Origin of the sequence: Curtobacterium sp. BNK-1, assembly GCF_048685235.1 — a bacterium.
GTDB classification, from domain to species: Bacteria; Pseudomonadota; Gammaproteobacteria; order Enterobacterales; family Enterobacteriaceae; genus Pantoea; species Pantoea agglomerans.
In genome coordinates this window covers 213587-237834 of record NZ_JBLQTJ010000004.1, presented here as the reverse complement: position 1 = coordinate 237834, position 24248 = coordinate 213587, and the positions used below count along the sequence as shown (strand labels likewise).

Here is a 24248-nt window from a genome sequence, read left to right as displayed (position 1 = left end):
ATTTATTCCTTTATTAGTAGGATCGCACTCTAAGGTGGTGGGGCAACTCAAGTTATCAAATTCTATGCGTAAAGACACGAATAATCGAGATGCTTCCATGTCACAATTTAAGCGTCCGCTCCTCGCTCAAAGCAGCCAGTCGATGCGCTAACATCACGTTTTCAATCAGTCACCGTTTACTGCGCTGGCGAACGTGTGCGGAACCCCCGCGATGTCTGTTCCTCTGGGCTTCCTTTCTTCCCGTAATCTGCCGATTGGCATGCAGTTCTGCGCAGAATTTAATCAGGAGAACTTATTGCTGGCACAGGCGGGTCAGCTTGAAAGCGCCTATCCGTGGCAGACAAGAAAACCAGCGGTGTGGGCTGGTCGCTAAAGACCCTTTCAGAAGCATCGCCTGATGCTTTTTTCCAGGACGTGTAAGCGATGACCTCCTCTCTGCTATTTTTTGTCTCAAAAATAGCGGGGAGAGGCGACCGGCTCATAAAGTCACCTGGAAAACTTTAGCTCACTGCTCACGGTTGACATGACCCTCCGTAACAGGCATACCACTTTGTCAGTTTTGCCGTTAGCGAACAGGTGAACAACCGGGAACTTACGCTATCAAACGATCTGATGTTGTGAGTATTTGCGCTCGTCGTCAGAAGCGGAATAATATCGATATCGGTGGTTTTAATCTGCTGAAGTAACAACTCAGGGCTGAAATAGAAGGAGGATTAATATGCAATCAGTTCGCCTCATGGGTGACGGATACGAACCTCATGTGACACAGGAGGAAGGTAAACTGACCTACTCATTGCCTGTCGATTCTGGTTTTATCAGCTATGAATTTGCCTTTGAGATCAGCCGGCACGATCTGGATATTCTGCTTTCCGATGATTACAGACGTGCCGTGCTCGAAATTACTGCGCATACTTTTCTCCAGCGTTCGACGCTAAAAGGCTATGACCACTTCACCCAGAAAGACTTCGATAAACTGGTCACGAACACCCTTCACTCCACACCCGATTTCCTGCAAACATTCATTTCTCAGATAAGCCATGAACATCACATTGTTATAGAGCATTACGTGAAAGAAATCATGGACCGGCGTTCTGCCTCACAATGAATACAATGAGTACTAAATTTTGGTCTCCCGAAAGTGAAAATCCAACAGAAATAATAAACTGACGCAATATGATTTTACGCTGCGAAGTTATTTCTGAATCTGAATAATAAAGGGTGACCAGAACAAATCCAGGAATGAAATACCAGTCTTAGAAATGTTCTTAGCTGGAATAGCATGGGGAGAGCTTCTCAATGAGTCAAAACCCTCCCCCATGACATCGAGCAACCCCGCAACGTCCGCCGCTAATCCCCTATGCAGTCATCCCGCCATCAATCACCAGTTCGGTGCCGCTGACGTAACTGCTTTCATCGGAGGCCAGAAACAGGGCCGCAGCCGCGACTTCATCAGGATTACCCAGCCGCTTTGCCGGGATCCGTTCGCTGAGTGTCTGCCTGACTTCATCGCTGGCCTGGCTAAACATCGGTGTATCAGTTGGGCCAGGGCTGAGTGTATTAACTCTGATGCCACGCGGTGCCAGCTCGCTGTTCCAGGTGCGGGCATAGGATCGCACCGCTGCCTTGCTGGCGGAATAGGCAGCATAGCCAGGATTAGCAATGCTTCCCGCGATCGACCCCACCAGCACGATGCTGCTGCCCTCCCCCATGAGCCGTACCGCGTGCTGCACCGTCAACACCATGGCACGCACATTCAGATCAAAGATGCGATCAAGGTGCTCCTCCGTGGTCTCTTGCAGGTTCGCAGGTTCTGACACGCCAGACGAGTTGACGAGGATATCAAGTCTGCCAGCCCTGACATTGAGGGTTTCAAACAGACGCTCAAGGTCGCTTGTGTGGGTGATGTCACCCGCAATCGCCTCGACCTCACCGCCAATCAGCGCTACAGCCTCAGCCAGCTGTGCTTCACGTCGGCCCGTTATAAAAACCCGTGCGCCTTCCTGAACAAAACGGCGAGCAACAGCGAGGCCAATACCGCTGCTACCACCGGTGACCAGGGCGATCTTTCCACTTAGTTTCATCATTACCACTCCGGATAGGGGTTAGACACCTGATGGTATATTTATTATATTTAGTGTCAATTACGCACCTGATGTACACCAGATATCCTCAAGGAAACCAAATGACCACTGATATCACCGTAGTGCTGGCCGAGATCAACAGCACGCGCCCTATCCTGGAACAGGTGGCAAACAAGTGGTCAGTACTGATCCTGACCGTGTTGTGCTCCCAGCCCTCACGTTTTAACGCCATCAAGCGCAGGCTCGACCCCATCACACATAAGTCTCTGACGGAGGCATTACGACGGCTGGAACGCAATGGATTAGTGAGCCGCCACGTGATTGCCTCCTCCCCTGTGGCGGTGGAATATGCGATTACGCCGCTGGGCCGAACGTTGCAGGATCCTTTTATCGCGCTGGTGAGCTGGGCAAAGCAACATGGGGGAGTGATGGAACAGGCGCAGACGGTTTATGATAATGGACGGGATATCGATGAGTCTGTATGAACTCCGCCAGGGTGGCGTTCCTGCAAGTCGATAACGTCAGGTTAATGACCAGATGAGTCCAGCAGGAACAATAAGTGACCGTACGCGGAGTTCCGCGAAGTCACTCAGGCCAGTCCATCACAGACGTTTGAGGGAATTCAGTAGCCTGTCTCGCACATAGATGTTGGTCATCAGCAACAGACTTCTTTTTGTGCCTGAAACAGAAAATCTTTCTGACGTGGCGCGCGGTTTCAGAATAGAAGGCGGGTTAATCAGGCGTTCAGGAAATGTATCCTTGCGGGAACAGGCGGCAAAGCGTTAAACGTAAGATCTATTACCTTCAAATCCGGAAGGTCATACCAGCAATCATATGCATCGACTAAGGCTCTTCTGACTCAAAAAACTGATACGACCCATCACGTCGGGCTTTGGCCTGGTACATCGCTTTATCCGCGTTTTCGAATAATATTTTGGCCGATGCCGTCCCAAAGCGGGCAAGGCTGATACCGATAGCCGCGCCAATGCGCACATCCATATTATCAATGGCGAATGGCGCGTGCAGACTTTCAATAATACGCAGGGCAATGGCAGCGGCTGTATCGCGATTTCTGCACTTTGCCGCCACAACAAATTCATCTCCGCCCAGTCGCGCCAGTGAGTCGCCCGGACGCATACAGCGTTGCAGCCGTTCACTGACCTGCTGCAGCAAGGCATCCCCTGTCGCGTGGCCCATCAAATCGTTCACCGCTTTAAAGCCATTCAGATCGATAAACATTACCGTCGTATAGGCCTCATCATCCACCTTCGCCAGCATGCGCCCGACCTGGTCGTTGATCCAGGTACGATTATGCAGCCCGGTCAGCGTGTCCAGCGTTGCCAGCTTCTCCAGATTGCGCATCCTCTCTTTGTCTCGCGTAATGTCGCGCGACACCAGAACTGCACCAATATTTTTGCCGGTAGAGGGATTGATGACGCCACAGGCTTTGGTGCCCAGAATGATATAGTGGCCGTCACGATGCAGCTTGCGCACCTCAACGACGTCCGGGAGCACTCCCCCGCTGAAGATGCAGGCCAGAGCTTCAGAAGCGGGGCCGCGGTCATCGGGATGCAGGAAATCCACCACCAGCTGACCGACAACTTCTTCGGCTGTCCAGCCAATCATTTCGCTATAAGAGGGCGAGATTGAAACGTACCGGCCATCCGCGTCGCAATGGGCAATCAGATCGGTGCTGTTTTCAATTAACAGACGATATTCTGCCGCCGTGCGCAGCGCATCTTCCAGCGCTTTACGCTGTCCGGTCACATCAAGAATGAAGCCGTTATACTGCAGACGGGACGTGCCAGGCTGGCGATCCGGCAGGCCAGATACAATAACCCGACGCGTCTTGCCATCCAGACAGTTGATCGGCACTTCAATATGAAAAGGCGTCAGGAAATCAAGCGCGGCGGTCAGTTGCAGCGCGATCTTTGCATCGTCGTCGGCCTGTGCCAGTCTCAGCCATGAACTCAGCGTCACACCCTTTAGTTCAGGCATCAGACCAGCAGGGCTTTCCTGACTGGCGACGCAGATACCCTGGGCATCTGTAGACCAGACAGCGGTAAAAGAGGGTTTGATCATTGTGTTCATGGCGGCCGACTCCGACGTAGCTGACGATATTAAACAGGCTCAATACTCGTCGCTACAGACCTGATTATAACCGTTAATGTCCGCCTGTAGCTGAAGGAGGATCCGGAGACAGGTTCACCATTGCGAGAATACCCGCCATTGACGGCGGCTGACGCTGCGCTTGTCCGTCTGCAGCTGCTGAGGTGCCGCCCTGCCCGCACAAAAGTGAGCGAATCCGGGATTCAGTGTCAGAAGTATGAGCCAGTGTTTATCGGCCGATCGGGCCAGAATCTTTAATGATGCCACCTCTGCCAAAAGCGCTGGGGTATGATTATGTTGATTAATAGCAACCGGATAATCAGGCGTAAAATCACCTTACTGTTTTAGTCGTCTCAATCCCTTTTTGCAGCCCGCAGCAAACGCAGGCTGCAACGGTCAGCTGACCAGACCTGGATCAGTCTGCCGTATGTGTGTGATAGATCTTGCTGACCACGGTCCAGCGATCATTCACTTTCAGCAGGTTAAAAAAATCAGTGAAACGGAAACCAGAAATGTCGTCAGTGTCGATGCGGGCACTGGCGGCAGACCCAACAATATCTACGCGCACGATAGCCGCTTTTGCTTCGGGTGAAGGACGGAATGCGGTGTCGATGGTGTCAAACAATCCCTGAACTGGACCGCCGCTGAGGTTGCCGTCACTGTCGAGACCAAAAATGGTCGCCCTGTCGCTGAAAGCGGGCTTCATGAGCTCACTTTTCGCCTGCTTTCCTCCCTCGTTATACTGATTCAGCACTGCCACGATGGCGTTATAGTCCTGCACATAGGTCGTGTTATTCATCTGTTTTCTCTCCGTTCTGATTAACAAGGTATCCCTTCAGACACCCCGCTTTTGGGTGATATTTTCTGACACAGACATGTACCGACTCAGCGCGACATCAGCCTGCCGGGGAAGAGCAGGCGGGATAAAAGGCGAGCCACTGTGTCGATTTAATTCTGTAGTGAGCACTACGTAATAGTATTATTGTATAGTGATCACTATGTAATATGTCAAGAGAATGATTGAGGCCGTCTATGAAAATACCTGACCAGCCTGCTGCCACTGAAAAGCCGAAAGGCCGGCCACGAAGCTTTGACCGTGATAAAGCGTTGCTGAAGGCGCTGGATCTTTTCTGGCGCAAAGGTTTTGAGCCGGCATCGGTTGCCGAACTTTGCGCCGCCATGGAAATCAACCCACCCAGCCTCTATTCCGCCTTTGGCAACAAGGCAAAACTTTTTCTGGAGGCCGTGAACTACTACGAAACGAAGTACTGGAAAGCGACCTGGCTGCGGCTTGATGAGAGGCAGGATATTGGTGAAGCGATTGACGGTTTCTTTAGCGAAGCAGCCGATATTCTGCTCTCCCCTTCAGCGCCCTGCGGCTGCATGGTGGTGCTGGCAGCCATCAATGTTTCAGCAGAATCGACGGATGTTGTCAGGGCGGTTAGCGTTCTCAGGCAGGAAGGAAAAGATCTGTTTGAAAAAAGGCTGGTCAGAGCGGTTCAGGAGAAGCAACTGCCCGCAGATACCAACACCGTCGCGCTGGCTACCGTTCTGAATACGCTGCTGGAAGGCATGTCGATAGAGGCGAAAGACGGTGCGACGCTTCAGAGCCTGAAATTGATCGGCCAGCACGCCACCCGACTGCTTCACCCGCTCACAATCAGAAACTGAAAGCATGAAAAAGGTTAAAAGTTACTAGACGACCGGTCAGTTTTTCACTAGAGTGTGCACATTATGAAAAGAAACGTGACAGATATGCGGCAGCACATCATTGATGTGGCCAGGGCGATCATTACTCATAAGGGCTACAGCGCCGTCGGGATTTCCGAGATTGTAAAAGCGGCGGATATCCCAAAAGGCTCGTTCTATTACTACTTTCCGTCGAAGGAAGCGTTTGCAGAGGCGCTGCTGGAGCACTACTTCAGCCACTATTTGCTGGAAGTAGAGCATCAGCTAGGCGGAACAGGAACGGCGAGAGAGCGACTGCTGCGCTATTTTACCTTCTGGAAAACCACCCAGGGCGCAGACCTGCCTGAAAGTAAATGTCTCGTGGTCAAGCTGGGGGCGGAAGTCTGCGACCAGTACGATAACATGCGGCATGTGCTGGCAACGGGCACCCATGAAATTGTGCTCAAAATTGCCGCCTGCCTCCGGCTCGGTCAGGAAGATGGCTCCCTGCCCGCCGTAACGGATGCCACTGAACTGGCAGAAGAACTCTATCAGCTCTGGCTGGGGGCTTCCCTGATGGCGAAAATCCACGATCCTGACAAAGCGTTCAGTCAGGCAATGAACGCAACAACACGGCTACTTGGGTAGCCGGTTTTTTTTATCCATTTACTAGACGACCGGTCAACTATTAAGAGGTTTATATGACTGACAACAGTACCCGTACCGATTTATTCTCACCTGTTTCGATGGGCAGCCTTCAGCTGTCAAACCGCATTGTCATGGCACCGGTCACGCGTAGCCGTTACGGTGAAGAGGGTGTGCCTGATGAACTCCATGCTACCTACTATGCACAGCGTGCCGGGGCTGGCCTGATTATTTCTGAAGCCACCAACATCTCTCAGCAGGGACGCGGCTATGCCGCTACGCCGGGGATATGGAGCGAAGAGCAGGTGGCTGGATGGAAAAAAGTCACTGATGCGGTTCACGCTAAAGGCGGCAAAATCGTCTGCCAGTTATGGCACGTGGGCCGTTTTTCAAGCGTGGAACTGCAGCCTGAGGGCCAGCGTCCGGTTGCACCTTCTGCTATTAAAGCTGATGGACAGACTTACACCGTAAACGGTTTTGTGCCGGTATCGACGCCGCGGGCGCTGGAAACAGAAGAAATCCCCGGCATTATTGAGCAATATAAACGTGCAGCTGAAAATGCCCTGCGTGCCGGTTTTGACGGCGTTGAGGTGCACTCCGCCAACAGTTACCTGCTCGATCAGTTCCTGCGTGATTCCACCAATCACCGTACTGACGCCTACGGTGGCTCTATTGAAAACCGCGCCCGCCTGACGCTGGAAGTGACAGAAGCCATCATCAACATCTGGGGCAATGACAAAGTCGGTATCCGCCTCTCTCCGGTCACGCCTGATGCCGGTAACACCCCGCCAGACAGCAATGTTATGGCGATGTACGGCTACCTCATTCAGCAACTTAACCGGTTCAACCTGGCTTATCTGCACTTCGTTGAAGGCGCGACGGCCACCTCTCGTGATGTGCCTGCCGATGTGGACATGGACGCGCTGAGCGCCCAGTTCAACGGTCCGTTTATTGGCAATAACAACTATGACCTTGAGATGGCCATCAGCCGCCGCAACGCCGGAATTATTGATGCGGTTGCCTTTGGACGCCTGTTCATCTCCAACCCGGATCTGGTTAAGCGTCTGCGTTACGGTGCCGCGCTGACCATCGCGCCGAAAGAAGCCTATTACGGCGGTGGTGCAGAGGGTTATACCGACTGGCCGGAAGCCAGCTGCTGATAACGGTTTATGGCGGGTGACTACCCGCCCCTTTCACCAGAAGGAGAATTAAAAATGAATTACCTGCAACAGAAAACAGCCATTATTACGGGTGCATCCTCCGGGATTGGTGCGGCTACCGCGCGGGAACTTGCGCGTCATGGCGTGAATATTGTGGCGGCAGCACTGGACCAGAACGGCCTTGATACGCTGGTACGCCAGATTGAAGCTGAAGGGGGACGCGCTGTCGGCCTGGTAACCGATGTTACGCGTCTGGAAGAAACCCAGGCGCTGGTGAAGTTCGCCAGTGACACCTTCGGCTCCATAGACATACTGATTAACAATGCGGGCCTGATGCTTTTCTCAAGCTGGAGTGACGTTGCATGGGAAGAGTGGAACAAAATGGTCGACGTCAATATCAAAGGCTATCTGAACGCCATTGCCTCTGTGTTACCCGTTATGCTGAAGAAAAATGAGGGACAGATCCTGAATATGGCATCGGTTGCAGGTCATCAGGTTGATGCGGGTGCAGGGGTTTACAGTGCAACAAAATTCTTCGTCCATGCCATGACAGAATCGATGCGCAAAGACTTAGGGGTTAATAACGGGATACGCGTCAATACCATCAGCCCTGGCGTTATCAATACCGGCTGGGCCGATAAAGTCGGCGATCCTCAGGGCCGTAAAGTGGCTCAGGAACTCAATAAATTAGCCATCAGCCCACAGGATGTGGCTAATGCGGTGGTATATGCACTTAATCAGCCGCAGAACGTTACCGTCAACGACCTGATCGTTTCTCCCACCAGACAAAACTGGTGATATCCGGATAACAGCGTCGGGGTTGCTATGCCATCCACCCTGCCCCGATGCTGATTATCAGGGCAATACTACCCCGGCATGGCTCGCACGCCCTGATGCTACTTTTTCTGCAATTTTTACCTGATTAACCCGCCGGGCTATCACTCGTTGCATCGCCTGAAAATTAAGAAGAAAACAGAGTAACTCAGAATTAATTCTTATAGGTTAACAGGGGAAACAGCCCAAACACTGCACTCCGACAGGGCAAATATTACATTAAATCATAGGGTAAATACCGGTTTAGCGAGTGACAAGCTGTGATCAAAATTCCTGTCATAGTTTTCTTTAGCTTAACCTTTTCTTAAGATTAATCTTATAACATCGTCTCTGTATTAGCCCATGTTGGGCTGTTCCGGAGTATCACCCTATGCAAAATAACAACACAGCTTCTCACGCTCTCAGTAAAGTTCCGGCAGTTACCGCGGCTTTCTGGTTAACCAAAATCGCTGCGACTACCCTGGGTGAAACCGGCGGCGATGCGGTGACCATGTCGATGAATCTCGGTTACCTGACCGGGACATTGATTTTCGCCATCATCTTTCTGATCGCGGTGGTGGTGCAGATAAATCGCCACAGTTTCAACAAATGGATTTACTGGTTCACCGTGGTGGCCACAACCACCGTCGGCACGACGATGGCAGACTTTGCCGATCGCTCACTGGGCATAGGATATTTAGGAGGCACCGTGCTGCTGAGCACACTGCTTATCCTTTCGCTTTTCCTGTGGAAAATCACCTGCGGTACGGTTGCGGTCAGTTCAGTGAGCAACGGCGTCACAGAGAGTTTTTACTGGGTCACTATTATGTTTTCACAAACCCTGGGCACGGCCTTAGGTGACTGGACGGCAGACACTGAAGGGCTGGGCTACGATGGCGGGATACTGCTATTTGTTGGCGCGCTGGCAATCATCTGGGCGGCCAGCCGCTTTACATCACTTTCGCGTACGGGACTCTTCTGGGCGGCCTTTATCCTGACCCGACCACTGGGTGCCGTGGTCGGCGACTTTCTGGACAAACCCCTTGCCTCAGGCGGACTCGCGCTAAGCCGCTACGGTGCCTCACTGACGCTGGCGCTAATCATCATCGCTCTTCTGGTAATACTGCCCCAGCGTCCGGCAATCAAGACCGCCACGGCGAGTTAAAAAACGTTACTGGCAGATGTACAGATAACGCATCGACTTAAACGTAATCAGGGCCGCCAGCGATGGCGGCTTTTTTATTATCTGATGCGTAACAGGCTACATCAGACAGAGCGCTCAAAGGAGACGATTTGACCATCGGGTGCAGCAGAGAGTACCGGCAGACTCTCTGCTGGCTCCTGCATTTTCACCCGAAACGCCGTGTTGCTGGCATCAAGGAAAACGGTTCTCAGATGACGGTTACAGATGAACCATATTTCATCGCGGTCATTTGAAAGAATGTAGTAAGCATCTGATGTTTCAGAGGGGTTAAAACAGCCCAGCGCGCGATAAGCCGTCTGCGGGGTAAAACCGCTGGAAAGCGGCAGTGGCCTGGGGCCATGCGCTAACTCTTCAATCCTGAGGTAAAGCCCCTGTTCAAGCCACAGCATAATGTCACTCCCTGAGAGTAGAGAAACCGGGCTGAACGTGTCGGCTGCATTACCGCGAAGCAGAATGCCCGTTCACTGACCGATTTAGTGATCGGATAATTTTCCGACATGCAGAATCGTTATCCTGATCTGAGCATAGCAGCGGCGCGTTCTTATGCTTTTTTTATCTGCTTGCGGTGCTCTGCTACTCAAGACGACTGGCGAGCAGCCGCAGCTGCTCAGCAATCTGCTTCAGATCACGCTGCTGCTGACCGGCGATACCCGTCGAGCTGCGTACCACCAGTTTTGCCGGAAGGATAGAAGAGGAACGCTGCTCATCCTGCTCACTGGCTAACAACAGACGCGCGACCGCCTCTTTGCCCTGTAAATCAAGATCGAGCGACACCGTGGTCAGCGCCGGATGGAAGAAGGCGCTTTCATAGGTGTCATCGTAGCCAATCACCGAAATCTGCCCCGGCACCGCTACACCGCGCTGATGCAGCGCGCTCAGCACACCCAGCGCCATCTGATCATTTCCCACCAGCAGCGCGCTGAACTCCGGCGCTTCACGCAGTAGTTGCAGCACGCCGTTGTAACCACTTTGCGCATCCCAGTTACCGTGGCTGACGCTGACCGGCTTCAGACGATAGCTCTCCAGCGTATCCAGCCAGCTCTTTAACCGCAAATTGGCAGAAACGGACTGCTCTGGCCCGGCCAGCAGAGCAAATTCCCGATGCCCCTGCTCGTAGAGATATTTGACACTGGCACGGGTGCCGTCAGCCGGGTTAAACGAAACGTTAAACACCGCGCTGTAGGGATCAACATCAAGAAACAGGCACAGGATATCGTCGTTCTCCTGCACGATCTGCTCCGCATCACTGCTCTCCAGCGGAACGTTGATAATCACCTTATCCACGCGCTGCGACTTCAGCTCATTGATACAGTTCTGCAGACTTTGATTGACGTTCTCATCAATCATGGCGATCAGCACCTGATAGTCAGCGGCATTGGCATATCGTTTAACCGCAGCGGCCACCTGCGAAGGAGCATGCAACGCCAGCGATGTGGTCACCAGACCCAGCGTTGTGCTCTGCTTACCCACCAGCTGTTGCGCCAGTCTGTTTGGCACGTAGCGCAGGGTTTCAATAGAGTTCTCCACCTTGCGCCGCGTTGATTCTGAGACGTTTGCCGACTTATTCAAAACCCGCGAAACCGTCTGATAAGAGACGCCAGCATGGCGGGCGACATCCTCTAAGGTGGCATTTTTTGATTTCATAATTCGCATCCCTGATTACCGATGGCGGAATGGTATCACAGCAGCCGAATAAGCCAGGTTACCGCAGTCACATTGCGCAGATAAAAAGTAAAAGTCATACCTTCACATCACGAGATTTGGTGATCTGATTCACTAATCGTTACAAATACCGCCACTTTATTTGCACTGCATCACACATTATCGCGATTTTGTTTGTCACTCATCTGACAAAAAGCGTTAACTTCCGCTGTCATGTGAACGTATTACAAATAAAATTGAGGATAACATGGAAACAAGGTTACGTACTGCTGCTGTGGCGCTTGCTGCGGCCCTGACCTCCCCGACGCTCTATGCTGCTATCGACAACATTGATTTCCATGGCTATCTGCGTGGTGGCGTTGGCGTATCGCAGGATGGCGGTATTGAAGAGTATCAAAAGAACAAGATTGGCCGTCTCGGCAATGAAGCCGACACCTACGGCGAGGTTGAGCTGGGCAGCGAAGTCTACAAAAAGGATGACGTCAGTTTTTACGTCGACACCATGGTCAGCATGTTCTCCGACGGTTCTAACGATAACGAAACCACCTTCGGTGACGATGCGCAGTTTGGTTTGCGTCAGCTTAATCTGCAGATTAAAGGGCTGGTGCCGGGTGACAAGAATGCGGTGATCTGGGGCGGTAAACGTTACTACCAGCGTCACGATTTGCACATCATTGATACCAAATACTGGAATATCTCCGGCTCCGGTGCGGGTATCGAAAATTACACTCTGGGCCCGGGCGCGATCTCCTTTGCCTGGATCCGTGGCGATGCCAATGACGTCGATTACAGGGTGGATGGCGATAACGACGTCAACATTAACTACCTCGATCTTCGGTATGCTGGCTGGAAACCGTGGAGCGGCGCCTGGACCGAGTTTGGTATTGATTACGCCATGCCGAACACGACTAAAAAGCAGGAAGAGTATGGTGGCCTGTATGATGCGGAAAACGGCGTTATGCTCACCAGTGAAATCAGTCAGGATATGTGGGGCGGCTATCAGAAACTGGTATTCCAGTATGCCAATAAAGGCCTGGCACAAAACATGATTTCACAGGGCGGCGGCTGGTATGACATGTGGAACGATACCCGCGATGCCACCGGCTACCGCGTAATCAATACCGGCCTGCTGCCAATCACCGACAAGTTCTCCCTGAATCAGGTCTTTACCTGGGGTTCAGCGGATGACGTCACCGCGCAGACCAGCAAAAGCACCCTGCTGTCGCTGGTGGGTCGTGGTCAGTATCAGTTCACACAGTATGTCCGCGGCATCGGCGAAGTGGGTAGTTTCTGGCAGAAAGATGAGAACAAAGTGGGCAGTGACTATAAACAGGCGGGTCAGAAATATACGCTGGCGCTGGGTCTCGCAGCCGGTCCCGAATTTATGTCACGCCCGGAACTGCGTCTGTTTGCCTCTTACCTGAATGACTCAGAAGACGGACACAGTTTCCAGGACAACACCAGTAACAACACCTGGAACTTCGGCGTACAGGTCGAAGCCTGGTGGTAACCAAGCAGTCTCCTCATTGTGATCATTGTTAAGCTCTTATGCAGGGGCTTATTTGGATAACCGGCGACGGTTATCCATTTTTTTTACTCCGGCTGAAGCGGCTTGAAGAATCGGGCTTCCAGCAACTGACGCAGCTGGTCGGATTGCGTACCAAAGATGGCATGAACTTCCTGCCCCAGAATCACCACGCCAATCGCCCCCGCCTTCTGTAATCCTGCCGTATCTACCGCCCTCAGCGATGTCACTTTCACCCGCAGCCGGGTTAAACAGGCGTCCACCTGCTGAATATTTTCACGCCCGCCAAAGCACTCTACAAGACGCTCCAGCAGCGCACTGTCAATCTCAACCTCTTCCGCCGTCAGCGGCTGCCGACTGAAATATTGCTTAAACGATTTCAGACTCACCATGTTGTTCTCCTCCAGATAATAAAAAGGCGGGCTGCTGCCCGCCACTCACGACTGATAAACGAAAACGAGGGGGAATGGCTTCAGGGCACTCACAGAAAATACACTCTTCCTGCCCTCAAACCCTATTCCTCCGCCACAAAGTCCGCAATTAAAGCCGGTCCAAAACTTCCAACAGACAACTCCCATGCGCAAAGCGATGGGGGCCAGTACCTGTAGCAAAGCATCACGGGCCAGGGACAAAAACGCCGGGAGCGTTTTTGAACAACGCAACGCGTTGGCCCGGGAACGGGCGCACCTCAGGGATGAGGTGCGTAATTGCCCGTGTTGAGCTGGCAGGGATGCCATCTTTTGCGTCTTTGCGGAAGGTACTGGCCCCCTGAGCCGATGCTAAACCTGCCAGCAAACGGCATTAAACTAACGTCAAAGGCTTGCGCCTTCAGTTAGCATCACACTCAGAACGCGACATCCCCACGGCGCCAGCACCAGCGATTCCCCCACAACCGAGCCATCGATCAAATCGCTGAGCCCAGCAGGCAACGAAAGCTGCTGCACCTGACCGGTAAAATTCTGCACAAAAAGAAACGCCTGTTCGCCATCAGTGCGCCGCTGAACGACCACGCCCGGAGGCAGATCAATCGCCAGCGCGCGCGGCAACGCCAGCTGCTTAATCAACGCACCATAAAAATCCCGCTGGAACGACAGATCATTACGCGACGCGATATACCAGGCTTTGCCCTGACCCACGCGATTCACCGTCACCGCCGGGGTACCGGCATAAAAATCGCTCTCATAGCTGGCCAGCGCCGTTGCCCCTTCCAGATGAATATGCTCGCAAAGCTCTCGCGCCTGATAAGGCCCACTCAGACCCAGCTCATTGCCGCGCACCCCGCGTACACCATTAAACTCCTCATCAGTCAGACTATCGATCTCTTCTGACCAGATGCCAAGCAACGGCCGCAACGGCCCCGGGAAGCCACCGGGATAACACAGATCGCTCTCATTCACGATGCCGCTCCAGTAGCTGGCAACGAAATGCCCGCCCCGCTCAAGATGCTGCTCCACCCGCGCCGCAAAACCATCCCGCACCATATACAGCATCGGCGCAATCACCAGATCGTAACCACTGAGATCGCAGTCGCCGTTAATCACATCCACCGCCACGCCCTGCTCCCAGAAAGCACGATAGTGCTCGTTCACTGTGCGCTCATAATGCAGTCCGAGATTGCGCGGCCCCTGCGCATTATCCATCGCCCAGCGACTCTCCCAGTCGAAAATAATCGCCACCCGCGCCTCAACCCGGCTGCCCATCACCGGCGTCATTGCGGCCAGCATCCGGCCCAGCTCAATCACCTCACGACCGGTGCGCGTATCAAGATGACCCACATGATCGACTACTGCGCCATGAAACTTCTCGACCGAACCCCGGCTCTTGCGCCACTGAAAATATTGCACCGCGTCCGCACCATGGGCCACCGCCTGCAGTGACGACAGAATATGCATCCCCGGCTTCTTCAGCTTGCTGGTCGGCTGCCAGTTGGTGGCGCTCGGCGTCGACTCCATCAACACGAAGGGCTTGCCCTGCTTCAGTGTGCGCATCAAATCGTGGTACATCGCGGTATAACAGGCGAGCGTGGTCTCATCCTTCTCGTTATGCCACATCGGGTAGCTATCCCAGGAGATAAAATCGAGCACCGGTGCCAGCTTCCAGTAATCGTAGTCGTAGAAATATTCCATAAAATTGGTGGTCGCAGGCAGATCGGGATTGGCCTGCTTCAGCGGTTTAATCTCCTCACGACAGAAGTCAGTAACCTGATCGGTCATAAACCGCCGCCAGTCCAGATTCAGACCGTGAATCGACATCTCACCCTGTGGCGCTGGCGACACAATCTGTGACCAGTCGCTGTAGGTATGACTCCAGAAATCACTCCACCAGGCGAGATTCAGGTTCTCCAGCGTCTCATATCGGCGCTGCAACCAGCTGCGAAACGCCTGCTGACAGCGATCGCAATGACATTCTCCGCCATACTCATTGGAAATATGCCAGCCGAGCACCGCCGGATGATGCGCATAACGCGCAGCCAGCCGGCTGTTCATCGCCTGCACTTTCTGGCGATACACCGGCGAGATCATGCAGTGGTTATGACGACCACCATGCAGAGCCGGCACGCGATCGCGCCCCACACGCAGCACCTCCGGATACGCCTGCGACATCCAGGCTGGTCTGGCCCCGCTCGGGGTAGCAAGAAACACGGATATCCCCTGCAGCCAGAGCGTATCAATCACCTCATCCAGCCAGCCAAATTCATAGCGCCCCTCTTCCGGCTCCAGCTTCGCCCAGCTGAAAATACCCACCGACATAACGTTACAGTTCGCCTGCTTCATCATCATGACGTCGTCATCAATAATGCCCGGCTGGTGCGCCCACTGTTCGGGATTGTAGTCAGCACCATGCAGCAGCCGGTTAACCCGTGCGCTGAGCGGGGGAAATTTATTCATACCTGTTCCTCAGAGGTAGACATCAGCATTTGCGCTAATGGTTAATGAAAAACCTGCAGCGAAGGCAGCGCCTTGCCGTGACAGTCAAACAGCGCCTGGTTTTCGCGGGCGTTACCCTGTTTCCATTCGTCGTGGATATATTTCATGCCAGCGGGCGTCGCCCAGGTATTGCCGGGCGCAGGGATCCACGCCGGTTCCCAGTAGACCACGCCCTTGCCGCGATGGTCCGGCACCGCCAGCACCGCTTTGATCAGATCGTGCAGATAAGCCGCCTGGCCTGCTACGCTGCCGGGATAGCCGCCCGCCTGCTCCTCTTTGGCCTGGAAACTGTTCTCCGCGCTATCGCAGTTTTCCAGCGTGTAGCCGTAGGCCGCTTCCACCACCATCACGTCTTTGTCATAGCGCCGGGAGATATCATCCATGTTGGCTTTCAGGGCGCTGATGGGGCCGTTCCAGTAGGTGTACATCGATAGGCCAATCACATCGAATGGCACATCACGCTTAACGATCTCGTCGAACCACCAGCGGAACATGTCGTTCTTTGTGCCCTCAGCCAGGTGCAGCATGATCTTCACCTGATGCGGGTCGCTGAGATTCTCACGCACCCCGCTGATCCCGGCTTTCAGCAGACCGGCCAGCCGATCAAACTCACCGCCGTTCTGGCCCCAGCTTTTGCCTTCCGGCCAGAGCATGCCACCGTTAAGTTCATTGCCAATCTGCACGATATCCGGCATCACACCGTCCGCTTTGAAACGAGCGATGGTGTCACGGGTGTAGTCATGAACCTGGGTTTCCAGCTGCGGAAAAGGCAGCGACTGCCAGGCTTTGGGCTTGAACTGCTTGCCTGGATCTGTCCAGAAATCGCTGTAATGAATATCCAGCAGTAGCTTCAGGCCCGCCGCTTTAACGCGCTTCGCTAGCGCCAGCGTGGTCGCCAGATCGTTGCCGCCACCACCGTAGGTCTGACCGCTGCCGTCGCGGGGATCCACCCACAGCCGCAGCCGTATGGTGTTGATGCCGCTGGCTTTCAGGATGGCGATGGCATCCTGCTGCTGGTTATCTGCGTTGTAGAATTTCGCACCCTGCTTCTCCAGTTCAGCCAGCGATGAGATATCCGCACCTTTGATAAAATCGGCTGGCCACGGCCCGGCAGAGCCGATGACAGGCTGATCGGCGGCGAGCAGCGGTGTCGCCCAGGCCAGTGCCAGGGCGAGAATCAATGTTTTTGGCGTCATGATTTATCCTTTAGTACTGCCTGAGGCCAGGCCAGAAACGAAGTATTTCTGCAGGGCCAGATAGAACACCGCCACCGGCACGGCGATCAGCACAGCACCGGCGGCATAGGTGGTGTAGCTGGCGCCCATTTTTTGCGACACCAGGTTATAGAGGCCAATCGGCAGCGTGAACTGCTCTGGCGTTCGCAGAATGGTGCTGGAGAGGATGAAATCACCCAGCGGGCCGGTGAAGGAGAACAGCGCCACTACCGCCAGGATCGGCTTCGACAGAGGCATAATGATCTCAACAAAGATGCGGAAGTTGCCCGCACCGTCCATGCGCGCCGACTCATCGAGATCTTTGGGAATCGAGTCGAGATAACCCTTCATCAGCCAGGTGTTCATCGGGATCATCCCGCCAACGTAGATCAGCACCAGCGCCAGATGGCTGTTGATCAACCCCAGCAGCTGCGACAGCACGAAAATCGCGATCAGCGCCGAAAACTGCGGGATCATCTGTAACAACAGAAACAGCATTAGTCCGTTCTGCCGCCCCTTGAACCGAAAACGGGAAAAAGCGTAGGCGGTACAGCTGACGCTGATCAACGTCAGCACCATGGTCAGGAAACTGATTTTCATCGAATTCCAGTACCACGTCAGGTAAGGCACCGTGCCATTGAACAGGTCGCGGTAATGCTGCAGCGACGCATTCTCCGGAATGATCGAACTGCTGAGCAGGCTGTTACCTGCATTCAGGGATGCTCCTACTGTCCAGACCAGCGGATAGATAATGATGGCCGAGACGGCCAGCACCACCAGCCAGGTCAGCGACAGGCGTATCCACCTTTCGCGTTTAATACTGCCGGACTTCGCCATAACTGCTTCCTTACGCCATCTCATCTTGTTTAAACGACCGGGTCGCGCGGAACTGCCACAGCGCCAGACCTACCACGAAAATCGACAGCAAAATGGTGATAGTGGCGGCGATAGCATATTGCGACGACGACATGGTGAGCTTGTAGATCCACGACACCAGGATATCGGTTCCTCCGGCATTCGACCCCGCCACCGCCGGACCGCCGTTGTTAAACAGATAGATAATGTTGAAATTATTAAAGTTGAAGGTGTATTGCGTGATGATGATCGGCGCAATGGCGTAGAGCACCAGCGGCAGCGTGATGGTTTTCAGCCGCGTCCAGGCGCTGGCACCGTCCATGATCGCCGCCTCATAGAGATCGTTAGGGATCGCCTGCAGGACGCCGGTAGTCATCGCAAACACAAACGGGAAACCGAGCCAGGTCTGCATCATAATCAGCGCGGTTTTGGTCCAGAATGGATCGGTCATCCACGCTTTGGGTGCAATGCCAAAGAAGTCGAGAATAGCGTTGTTGATCACCCCAAAGCTGTCGTTGAACATTCCGGCGAAGACCAGAATGGTGACGAAGCCCGGCACCGCCCACGGCAGAATAAAGATGGTGCGGATCAGCGGCTTAAAGCGCAGGTCCTTCTGATTGACCAGAATCGCCAGCATGACGCCCACGGTGCACTGCAGCGTGGTAGCGAGCAGTGTCCAGACCACCGTCCATTGCAGCACATCAAAGAAGGTGGAGCGCCAGATCGACAGGGTAAAAATGTTGATGAAGTTTTTGAACCCCACCCAGTCCACCAGCTTTGCCGGTGGCGTGTGATAGAGGTTGTAGTTGGTGAAGGCGATGGCGAAACCGAACAGAATCGGAAACACCACTACAAACACCAGCAGAATAAAGCCTGGCGAAATCATCAGATAGGGGAAGCCATCGCGCAGCAGTAACTGATACTGCTGGCGCACGCTGTTCAGCTGCTGACCCTTGTCGCGCCTGACGCCATTGACCCAGGCGTCGCGCATTGACACTCCCCAGACCGCCACGCCGAAGGCGGCAATCAGTACGCTGATAATGCCCTCTGCCAGCAGAAAAATGGAGTTATCACGCGGCACCGATTCGCCCAGCGTATAGAGCCCCCAGAATCCCTCACGCAGAAAATCGTGGAAGACGCCGGTAAAACTGCTGAGCAAAATCAGAAAACAGAGCCCTTTAGCCCACTGGCGGTGGTAAAACTGGCCGAAGCCAGGCAGCAGTGCCAACAGCGCACCGGAGGTCGCATGACGACGCGGACGCTTAGCCGTCACCAGATTTTCATCGGAAGATATAGCCACACCCTGATCCTTATCCTGTACGGTTATCCCGTGAACCTGCATTACTGGTTGCTGGCCTGCATCGCTTCAATCTGCATGGTGATCTGCTTCACTGCATTATCCAGTGCCGCTTTTGGCTCCTGCTTGCCGGATACGCTCAGCTCCAGGGCAGCATTAGCTGGCCCCCACACTTCCTGCATTTCCGGCACGCCTGGCATCGCTGACGCACGCGCCGCCTGCACCGCGACCGCGTTGGCCTTCTCATCATCTTTGATAATCGGATCGTTCATCAGCGCGGTGACCGGTGGGATCTCCTGGGTTTTCTGATAACGCTCTTTCACGTACTGCGGCTGGTTGATGAAGGTGAGGAACTTCTGCGCCAGCGCCTGATCTTTACTCCAGGTAGAGACCACATAGCCTTTGACGCCCAGGAAGGAGCTCATCGGCTTGCCGTTAGGCAGCAGCGGCAGCGGTGTCACGCCATAGTTGATTCCGGCAGCCTGATAGGGCTGGAATGCCCACGGCCCATTGATCACCGCCGCCGCTTTCTTCTCGGTAAACAGCGAATCGATGGCGTTGAGGCCGTTGTCGCCCATGATGCCGCCTGGCAGCAATCCTTCACTGAAGAAGCGCTTGAGATAAGTCACCGCTTCAACGCTGCCCGGGGTGTTCAGACCGATATCCTGAGTGTTAATTGCGCCTTTGGCGTCTTTGCCAAAGATGTAAGAGCCCATCGGAGCCATCACACCCCAGCTGTAATAAATCTGGTCAAACTTAGCGAGCAGGCCATACTGCTTCGCCTCACGCTGCTTCTGGGAGAAGGCACGGTATTCCTCCAGCGTTTTCAGTGGCGACGGCAGCAGATCTTTGTTGTAGATCAGCACCAGCGTTTCCACCGCTTTGGGTACGCCGTAGACCACACTGTTCTGTGTGAAAGCCGCCATTGCTGAGGGGGTGTAAGCGCTCTGCTCTGCTGCATCTATTTTCAGCGGTGCCAGTAATCCCTGTACGACCGCGCTGCCGAGCTGGTCATTAGGGATCACCAGGACATCCGGGCCAATACCCGCCGGGCCATCAAGACGCAGCTTCTCAATCTGCTGTGCAAACGGCATCTCCTGAACTTTTACTTCAACGCCGAACTGTTTCTGAAAATCGGCGATCGCCGTTTTGATGCCGTCTGATTTTTTAATGTCTTCCCAGACGGTAAGTTGCTGAGCGGCCCAGGCGGATTGATTAAGCATCAATGCGGAAAGAAGTAGCGTAACGCTGATTTTGATTTTCATTACTGTCCTCGTGTGAAGGTATGACATTTTAAGCTGTCATTTGCTGATGTTCTTTTTTCAGGCACATGCTGAACAAGGAATTATTGAGCATATGAAGTGTGAATAACGTATCGCATTTTAGCCATACGCTACGCGGAATGCGTACCACGCTCCAGCCCGTTCGCATCAATGTGTGATCGCTATTACAGAAATCAAAATCAGCGGTAGGGCGCACTCTGGCGGAACGATATAGTCAGCGCAGGCACCATCAGGGCTGACGTGTAAAAAGACAAACTGTTATACGTCATACATTTCAGCCGCCAAATCCCTTGCCATGAGGATCAGCATGTCCAGCATCAGATTGAGAAACGTCACCAAACGCTTTGGTAAAACAGAAACGCTGAAAAATATCGCGCTTGATATTGAGGCCGGTGAGTTTGCGGTCTTCGTCGGTCCGTCAGGCTGCGGTAAATCCACACTGTTGCGGCTGATCGCCGGGCTGGAAGAGATCAGTGACGGTGAGATTTTGATTGGTGATGAGGTCATGAATGATGTCGCACCCTCGCACCGTGGAGTGGCAATGGTGTTTCAGTCTTATGCGCTTTACCCGCATATGACGGTGGCGGAAAATATCGGTTACGGCCTGAAGGTGAACGGCCTGCCGAAAGCGCAGATTCAGCATCAGGTAGAGATGGTGGCGAAGACGCTACAGCTTGCGCATCTGCTGGATCGTAAACCAAAGCAGCTTTCCGGCGGTCAGCGTCAGCGTGTCGCCATTGGTCGCGCAATCGTGCGTAATCCCCGGGTGTTTATGTTTGATGAGCCCTTATCGAACCTGGATGCGGAGCTGCGTGTCGATATGCGGCTGCACATTGCGAAGCTGCACCAGGAGCTGAAAACCACCATGGTCTATGTGACGCACGATCAGACGGAAGCGATGACGCTGGCCGATAAGATTGTGGTCATGAACTACGGCAAGGTTGAACAGGTGGGTTCACCGATGGCGCTCTATTACAACCCGATTAACCGCTTTGTCGCCGGTTTTATCGGCTCACCTAAGATGAACTTCCTGCCTGCGCGCGTGGAGCAGTGCGGCCCTGCTGGCCTTGTCGCCCTGATCAATGACGGCGAGCATCGGCTGCAGCTCCCCTCGCCCATCCGCCAGTTGCAGCCTGGTGATGAGATCACGCTGGGTATCCGGCCGGAGCAGTTGCAGATCAACGGCGATGCGCCACTGAATATCAATTTCCACTGCGAAGTGGTTGAGCGACTTGGCAACAACACCTATCTGTTTGGTCAGAGCCACGGCCACGACGGCTTCAAGATGCTGCTGCCCGGCGATGTGCATTTCCGTCCTTATCAGACGCTGCGCCCCACCTTCCATCCGCACCACTGCATGGTGTTTGATGCTGAAGGTGCTCGTATCAGCGCGGATATAGCGATGCCGCAGGTTCGCGCAGCCTGAAGCAGATGTTTGCAGAGCGTTAACGAGAGGCCGGAGACGGCCTTTTCTGTTTTCAGGCCTGGCATAACGCCTGAAGAAAGAGGTCAGGAAAGGGGTTTGCGGGCAAGCCGTGATGACGCCTGAGCATTGTTCAGACAAGGCATTGCAGGTGTGTTCTGAGTAAACTCATGAACCCCACCGGCAACCCCTTATCCGGGTCGATCAGCTAACCGGGCTTATCGACTGAGGCCTTACTTACCGAGGATATTGTTTACTGCTTTCAGGTGGCCAGCCTTGTCTTTGTGGTTTGAAATCACCTGAATAACGGTGAATTTCTTGTTGGCGACCGCCAGCAGCGTCGCCTGTTGCACATCGTTGCCACCCATTTTGTCGGTGGCTTCAATATGATAGACCGGCAAACCGTTGGTATTTTCAGTTTTCTCACTGATCACCGTATAAGAAGGTGAAGCCTGCTTCTGCTTGTCTTTGATAGACTTCCCGCCTTCAAGAAAATCAGCGTCACTGCCACCGCGCGCAATCAATGGGATCTCTTCTTCGCCAATGATCAATACGCGTTTTTCCTGCTTGTTCACATACATGGTGCCTGGTCCGCCGCCCGGCACAGGCTGCTTTTCATAGCCCTGCAGTTTGAACGTCTGTTTGCCATCCAGCAAAGAGATCGTCTGAGTCTGCGTGTTTGCAGCTGGTGCTGTCTCAGCGGCTGATGCCATCAGAGAAGTAGCCCCGATGGCAGTTGCCAGGCAGATCGCACCCATAATGTTTAATGATTTTCTTAATTTCACCATGAACTCCTTCGTATTGATGATATTTCCATTTCGCTGATACAGCATCAGTATGGCCTGTATCAGTGATGTGAAGTGTTATCGGGTCAGGTCGTAAATACAGATCCCTGAGCCGAGCAGAAACAGAATAAGCGGCCAGTAGAGAACGGGAATAAAAAAGAAGTTGTGGGTTTTTTCGGGGGCCATCATTGGCTGGCTTTTCGTTGCTTGTGCAAGGGAGTCCAGCCATTTTTCCTGCCGAAGCACCCAGACAAAGGCCGCACAAAAAAGGGCAGAAACGATCAGCGTAGCCCCTGTCGCCCATAGATGGGAGACAAAGAAACCGTCGTAGTAATAAATATCTAACAGCCATTTACACAGGAGGTAGGCGGCAGAAATTAATACTGCGACGAAAAAACCCACTCCGCTCCATGCGATCATCTTTATATCCTTCTAAGGTGTGAGGAACGAGGAATATTTTTTTTGAAAATTAACATATTTTTATCATTGTGGCGATATTTTCTTTGGTGCTAATATCAATTACATCCAGCACAGGAGATGTCCGGCCTGTGCAATTTTCACATTACTGATTCTGATGGATTTATTTTCAAATATTGTTGTTTAACCTGAATCCGGCACCCGTGCAGCTAATAGCGCACCCAGGGTGTAGCATGGCTATTTGTACCGTACCGATATTATTTTGGTGCGAATTAACGCGGCTTCCCTGTTTTTAAAATTCTTATGCGCTGTTCTGGCGGTCGATAAGCACCATTCATGCGGCTGTCATCCGTCTGAAACAGTGTCGGTCTCTGTAGTTTTCTGCGCAGGATATTGAGGCAACCATGAATCAACCTATTGAAAATAATAATAAAGTAAACGCAACTAAAGAGTACAGTGCGAAATGGCAGACCCGATTTGATTTTTTCGACCTTCATGGTGCTCCCAGTACACCAGGCTTCAGACAGGCATTGAAAAAACTGCCTTTCAGGCAAAAATTAAAAGTGAACATGAATTTAATTGCCTTCCTTTTCGGCCCGATTTATCTGTTCGTACTCGGCCTGTGGAAGAAGAACATCATGCTGATTTTAATTATGGTAGTTGTTTATACTATTTTGATCATCGCCTTAGCGATAGCGGGCATGGAATTTCCACGGTATCTTCAGGTTGGCCTGGGCTATGGCTTTAATGCCCTGTACGGCATGAGCACCAATTACAGTTATTACCTGAAAGAGAAAAAAGGCGATAACGGCTGGAATCCCTTCAAAGGGATGCGCTGGTAATTTTTTCGCACCGCTCTGATGGTAAAATATAGGATTATGGTGTATCTGATGCAGACAGATGGCGGGGATTAGCCATCGGTCAGGAGACCGGACAGAATAAGTGATGAGCACTAACTCAAATTAGTGCTGTCGTGGCAGAACCACCGGAAGCCGCCAGAAAAATAACCTGACGGAAAAGAAAAAAATCGCCGAAAATATCCGTCTATACCTTTTCAAAACGGGTTCAGGCTGGCTTATAATCGCTCTGCAATAATTATAATATCGTGAAGCTCGCATAAATATTTCCGCACCGTTTAACCGGGGCCAGGATATTCTTTTCGGAATTTCCTGATAGCAGC

23 protein-coding genes and 1 pseudogene are annotated in these 24248 nt (G+C 53.0%); 11 read left to right on the top strand and 13 right to left on the bottom strand.

Annotated features, from left to right (window positions below; translation table 11 throughout):
* Positions 1 to 172: 172 nt before the first annotated feature.
* Together ACMGGP_RS21550 and ACMGGP_RS21545 are read left to right on the top strand one after the other, a co-directional pair.
* Positions 173 to 373, top strand: a pseudogene (locus tag ACMGGP_RS21550) (amidase family protein); the annotation flags it as partial.
* 345 nt (positions 374 to 718) lie between these two features.
* Positions 719 to 1105 carry a hypothetical protein gene (locus ACMGGP_RS21545; RefSeq protein ID WP_498798876.1) on the top strand — a complete coding sequence of 129 codons (387 nt, stop codon included), beginning with the start codon at positions 719 to 721 and terminating at the stop codon, positions 1103 to 1105.
* 250 nt (positions 1106 to 1355) lie between these two features.
* Here the strand turns inward: ACMGGP_RS21545 and ACMGGP_RS21540 are convergent, their stop codons facing one another.
* Positions 1356 to 2084 (bottom strand): SDR family NAD(P)-dependent oxidoreductase, encoded by a 729-nt coding sequence (locus tag ACMGGP_RS21540; RefSeq protein ID WP_022624654.1) that lies wholly within the window; start codon positions 2082 to 2084, stop codon positions 1356 to 1358.
* A gap of 98 nt (positions 2085 to 2182) precedes the next feature.
* Between ACMGGP_RS21540 and ACMGGP_RS21535 the strand changes: the two genes are divergently transcribed.
* The gene (locus ACMGGP_RS21535) at positions 2183 to 2566 is read left to right on the top strand and encodes a winged helix-turn-helix transcriptional regulator (RefSeq protein WP_050679451.1); all 384 of its coding nucleotides are present in this window, start codon (positions 2183 to 2185) and stop codon (positions 2564 to 2566) included.
* A gap of 358 nt (positions 2567 to 2924) precedes the next feature.
* On the opposite strand, the gene ACMGGP_RS21530 is transcribed toward ACMGGP_RS21535, so the two are convergent.
* Positions 2925 to 4172, bottom strand: a complete 1248-nt coding sequence (locus ACMGGP_RS21530) for a sensor domain-containing diguanylate cyclase (RefSeq protein WP_033761029.1) — start codon at positions 4170 to 4172, stop codon at positions 2925 to 2927.
* Between the two features lie 433 nt (positions 4173 to 4605).
* Positions 4606 to 4989, bottom strand: a complete 384-nt coding sequence (locus ACMGGP_RS21525) for a nuclear transport factor 2 family protein (protein WP_498798875.1) — start codon at positions 4987 to 4989, stop codon at positions 4606 to 4608.
* Between the two features lie 233 nt (positions 4990 to 5222).
* Between ACMGGP_RS21525 and ACMGGP_RS21520 the strand changes: the two genes are divergently transcribed.
* From ACMGGP_RS21520 to ACMGGP_RS21500, 5 genes are all read left to right on the top strand, one after another.
* Positions 5223 to 5861: a TetR/AcrR family transcriptional regulator gene (locus ACMGGP_RS21520; protein WP_010259135.1), complete on the top strand. Its 639-nt coding sequence runs from the start codon at positions 5223 to 5225 to the stop codon at positions 5859 to 5861.
* Positions 5862 to 5924: 63 nt separating this feature from the next.
* Positions 5925 to 6506 carry a TetR/AcrR family transcriptional regulator gene (locus tag ACMGGP_RS21515; protein ID WP_029519282.1) on the top strand — a complete coding sequence of 194 codons (582 nt, stop codon included), beginning with the start codon at positions 5925 to 5927 and terminating at the stop codon, positions 6504 to 6506.
* A 53-nt stretch (positions 6507 to 6559) separates the two neighbouring features.
* Positions 6560 to 7663 (top strand): alkene reductase, encoded by a 1104-nt coding sequence (locus tag ACMGGP_RS21510; protein ID WP_498798874.1) that lies wholly within the window; start codon positions 6560 to 6562, stop codon positions 7661 to 7663.
* Between the two features lie 54 nt (positions 7664 to 7717).
* Positions 7718 to 8461 (top strand): SDR family oxidoreductase, encoded by a 744-nt coding sequence (locus ACMGGP_RS21505; RefSeq protein WP_010670658.1) that lies wholly within the window; start codon positions 7718 to 7720, stop codon positions 8459 to 8461.
* A gap of 406 nt (positions 8462 to 8867) precedes the next feature.
* Positions 8868 to 9641 carry a COG4705 family protein gene (locus tag ACMGGP_RS21500; protein ID WP_498798873.1) on the top strand — a complete coding sequence of 258 codons (774 nt, stop codon included), beginning with the start codon at positions 8868 to 8870 and terminating at the stop codon, positions 9639 to 9641.
* A gap of 101 nt (positions 9642 to 9742) precedes the next feature.
* On the opposite strand, the gene ACMGGP_RS21495 is transcribed toward ACMGGP_RS21500, so the two are convergent.
* A complete protein-coding gene (locus tag ACMGGP_RS21495; protein ID WP_010259140.1) occupies positions 9743 to 10069 on the bottom strand; it encodes a hypothetical protein in 327 nt (108 codons plus the stop codon).
* A gap of 184 nt (positions 10070 to 10253) precedes the next feature.
* Positions 10254 to 11324, bottom strand: coding sequence for a LacI family DNA-binding transcriptional regulator (locus ACMGGP_RS21490; RefSeq protein WP_033768647.1), 1071 nt, complete (start codon positions 11322 to 11324; stop codon positions 10254 to 10256).
* A 265-nt stretch (positions 11325 to 11589) separates the two neighbouring features.
* Between ACMGGP_RS21490 and ACMGGP_RS21485 the strand changes: the two genes are divergently transcribed.
* Positions 11590 to 12852: a maltoporin gene (locus ACMGGP_RS21485; protein ID WP_022624645.1), complete on the top strand. Its 1263-nt coding sequence runs from the start codon at positions 11590 to 11592 to the stop codon at positions 12850 to 12852.
* An 83-nt stretch (positions 12853 to 12935) separates the two neighbouring features.
* Here ACMGGP_RS21485 and ACMGGP_RS21480 read toward each other — a convergent pair whose 3' ends face one another.
* From ACMGGP_RS21480 to ACMGGP_RS21455, 6 genes are all read right to left on the bottom strand, one after another.
* The gene (locus ACMGGP_RS21480; protein WP_010259145.1) at positions 12936 to 13259 is read right to left on the bottom strand and encodes a PTS sugar transporter subunit IIB; all 324 of its coding nucleotides are present in this window, start codon (positions 13257 to 13259) and stop codon (positions 12936 to 12938) included.
* A gap of 420 nt (positions 13260 to 13679) precedes the next feature.
* Positions 13680 to 15755: a beta-galactosidase gene (locus ACMGGP_RS21475; RefSeq protein WP_498798872.1), complete on the bottom strand. Its 2076-nt coding sequence runs from the start codon at positions 15753 to 15755 to the stop codon at positions 13680 to 13682.
* A 41-nt stretch (positions 15756 to 15796) separates the two neighbouring features.
* Positions 15797 to 16990 carry a glycoside hydrolase family 53 protein gene (locus tag ACMGGP_RS21470; protein WP_033761006.1) on the bottom strand — a complete coding sequence of 398 codons (1194 nt, stop codon included), beginning with the start codon at positions 16988 to 16990 and terminating at the stop codon, positions 15797 to 15799.
* Between the two features lie 3 nt (positions 16991 to 16993).
* Positions 16994 to 17845 (bottom strand): sugar ABC transporter permease, encoded by an 852-nt coding sequence (locus ACMGGP_RS21465; RefSeq protein WP_010259151.1) that lies wholly within the window; start codon positions 17843 to 17845, stop codon positions 16994 to 16996.
* 10 nt (positions 17846 to 17855) lie between these two features.
* Positions 17856 to 19163: a carbohydrate ABC transporter permease gene (locus ACMGGP_RS21460; RefSeq protein ID WP_498798871.1), complete on the bottom strand. Its 1308-nt coding sequence runs from the start codon at positions 19161 to 19163 to the stop codon at positions 17856 to 17858.
* Between the two features lie 41 nt (positions 19164 to 19204).
* A complete protein-coding gene (locus ACMGGP_RS21455) occupies positions 19205 to 20425 on the bottom strand; it encodes an extracellular solute-binding protein (protein ID WP_033780055.1) in 1221 nt (406 codons plus the stop codon).
* 325 nt (positions 20426 to 20750) lie between these two features.
* Here ACMGGP_RS21455 and ACMGGP_RS21450 point away from each other — a divergent pair, with 325 nt between their 5' ends.
* On the top strand, positions 20751 to 21869 hold the full coding sequence (locus tag ACMGGP_RS21450; protein WP_052271250.1) for an ABC transporter ATP-binding protein: 1119 nt from the start codon (positions 20751 to 20753) through the stop codon (positions 21867 to 21869).
* 230 nt (positions 21870 to 22099) lie between these two features.
* On the opposite strand, the gene ACMGGP_RS21445 is transcribed toward ACMGGP_RS21450, so the two are convergent.
* Together ACMGGP_RS21445 and ACMGGP_RS21440 are read right to left on the bottom strand one after the other, a co-directional pair.
* The gene (locus tag ACMGGP_RS21445) at positions 22100 to 22699 is read right to left on the bottom strand and encodes a hypothetical protein (RefSeq protein ID WP_010259156.1); all 600 of its coding nucleotides are present in this window, start codon (positions 22697 to 22699) and stop codon (positions 22100 to 22102) included.
* A 30-nt stretch (positions 22700 to 22729) separates the two neighbouring features.
* A complete protein-coding gene (locus ACMGGP_RS21440) occupies positions 22730 to 23071 on the bottom strand; it encodes a hypothetical protein (protein ID WP_498798870.1) in 342 nt (113 codons plus the stop codon).
* A 401-nt stretch (positions 23072 to 23472) separates the two neighbouring features.
* Between ACMGGP_RS21440 and ACMGGP_RS21435 the strand changes: the two genes are divergently transcribed.
* A complete protein-coding gene (locus ACMGGP_RS21435) occupies positions 23473 to 23910 on the top strand; it encodes a DUF2628 domain-containing protein (RefSeq protein WP_498798869.1) in 438 nt (145 codons plus the stop codon).
* Positions 23911 to 24248: the final 338 nt, after the last annotated feature.

What these genes read in the sequence shown, in the direction of transcription:
- ACMGGP_RS21490 (WP_033768647.1), bottom strand. Translation starts at nt 11,324, where the DNA reads ATGAAATCAAAAAATGCCACCTTAGAGGATGTCGCCCGCCATGCTGGC.
- ACMGGP_RS21500 (WP_498798873.1), top strand. Translation starts at nt 8,868, where the DNA reads ATGCAAAATAACAACACAGCTTCTCACGCTCTCAGTAAAGTTCCGGCA.
- ACMGGP_RS21505 (WP_010670658.1), top strand. Translation starts at nt 7,718, where the DNA reads ATGAATTACCTGCAACAGAAAACAGCCATTATTACGGGTGCATCCTCC.
- ACMGGP_RS21455 (WP_033780055.1), bottom strand. Translation starts at nt 20,425, where the DNA reads ATGAAAATCAAAATCAGCGTTACGCTACTTCTTTCCGCATTGATGCTT.
- ACMGGP_RS21435 (WP_498798869.1), top strand. Translation starts at nt 23,473, where the DNA reads ATGAATCAACCTATTGAAAATAATAATAAAGTAAACGCAACTAAAGAG.
- ACMGGP_RS21540 (WP_022624654.1), bottom strand. Translation starts at nt 2,084, where the DNA reads ATGATGAAACTAAGTGGAAAGATCGCCCTGGTCACCGGTGGTAGCAGC.
- ACMGGP_RS21485 (WP_022624645.1), top strand. Translation starts at nt 11,590, where the DNA reads ATGGAAACAAGGTTACGTACTGCTGCTGTGGCGCTTGCTGCGGCCCTG.
- ACMGGP_RS21495 (WP_010259140.1), bottom strand. Translation starts at nt 10,069, where the DNA reads ATGCTGTGGCTTGAACAGGGGCTTTACCTCAGGATTGAAGAGTTAGCG.
- ACMGGP_RS21470 (WP_033761006.1), bottom strand. Translation starts at nt 16,990, where the DNA reads ATGACGCCAAAAACATTGATTCTCGCCCTGGCACTGGCCTGGGCGACA.
- ACMGGP_RS21535 (WP_050679451.1), top strand. Translation starts at nt 2,183, where the DNA reads ATGACCACTGATATCACCGTAGTGCTGGCCGAGATCAACAGCACGCGC.
- ACMGGP_RS21545 (WP_498798876.1), top strand. Translation starts at nt 719, where the DNA reads ATGCAATCAGTTCGCCTCATGGGTGACGGATACGAACCTCATGTGACA.
- ACMGGP_RS21525 (WP_498798875.1), bottom strand. Translation starts at nt 4,989, where the DNA reads ATGAATAACACGACCTATGTGCAGGACTATAACGCCATCGTGGCAGTG.
- ACMGGP_RS21520 (WP_010259135.1), top strand. Translation starts at nt 5,223, where the DNA reads ATGAAAATACCTGACCAGCCTGCTGCCACTGAAAAGCCGAAAGGCCGG.
- ACMGGP_RS21510 (WP_498798874.1), top strand. Translation starts at nt 6,560, where the DNA reads ATGACTGACAACAGTACCCGTACCGATTTATTCTCACCTGTTTCGATG.
- ACMGGP_RS21450 (WP_052271250.1), top strand. Translation starts at nt 20,751, where the DNA reads ATGTCCAGCATCAGATTGAGAAACGTCACCAAACGCTTTGGTAAAACA.
- ACMGGP_RS21530 (WP_033761029.1), bottom strand. Translation starts at nt 4,172, where the DNA reads ATGAACACAATGATCAAACCCTCTTTTACCGCTGTCTGGTCTACAGAT.
- ACMGGP_RS21480 (WP_010259145.1), bottom strand. Translation starts at nt 13,259, where the DNA reads ATGGTGAGTCTGAAATCGTTTAAGCAATATTTCAGTCGGCAGCCGCTG.
- ACMGGP_RS21465 (WP_010259151.1), bottom strand. Translation starts at nt 17,845, where the DNA reads ATGGCGAAGTCCGGCAGTATTAAACGCGAAAGGTGGATACGCCTGTCG.
- ACMGGP_RS21440 (WP_498798870.1), bottom strand. Translation starts at nt 23,071, where the DNA reads ATGATCGCATGGAGCGGAGTGGGTTTTTTCGTCGCAGTATTAATTTCT.
- ACMGGP_RS21445 (WP_010259156.1), bottom strand. Translation starts at nt 22,699, where the DNA reads ATGCTGTATCAGCGAAATGGAAATATCATCAATACGAAGGAGTTCATG.
- ACMGGP_RS21475 (WP_498798872.1), bottom strand. Translation starts at nt 15,755, where the DNA reads ATGAATAAATTTCCCCCGCTCAGCGCACGGGTTAACCGGCTGCTGCAT.
- ACMGGP_RS21515 (WP_029519282.1), top strand. Translation starts at nt 5,925, where the DNA reads ATGAAAAGAAACGTGACAGATATGCGGCAGCACATCATTGATGTGGCC.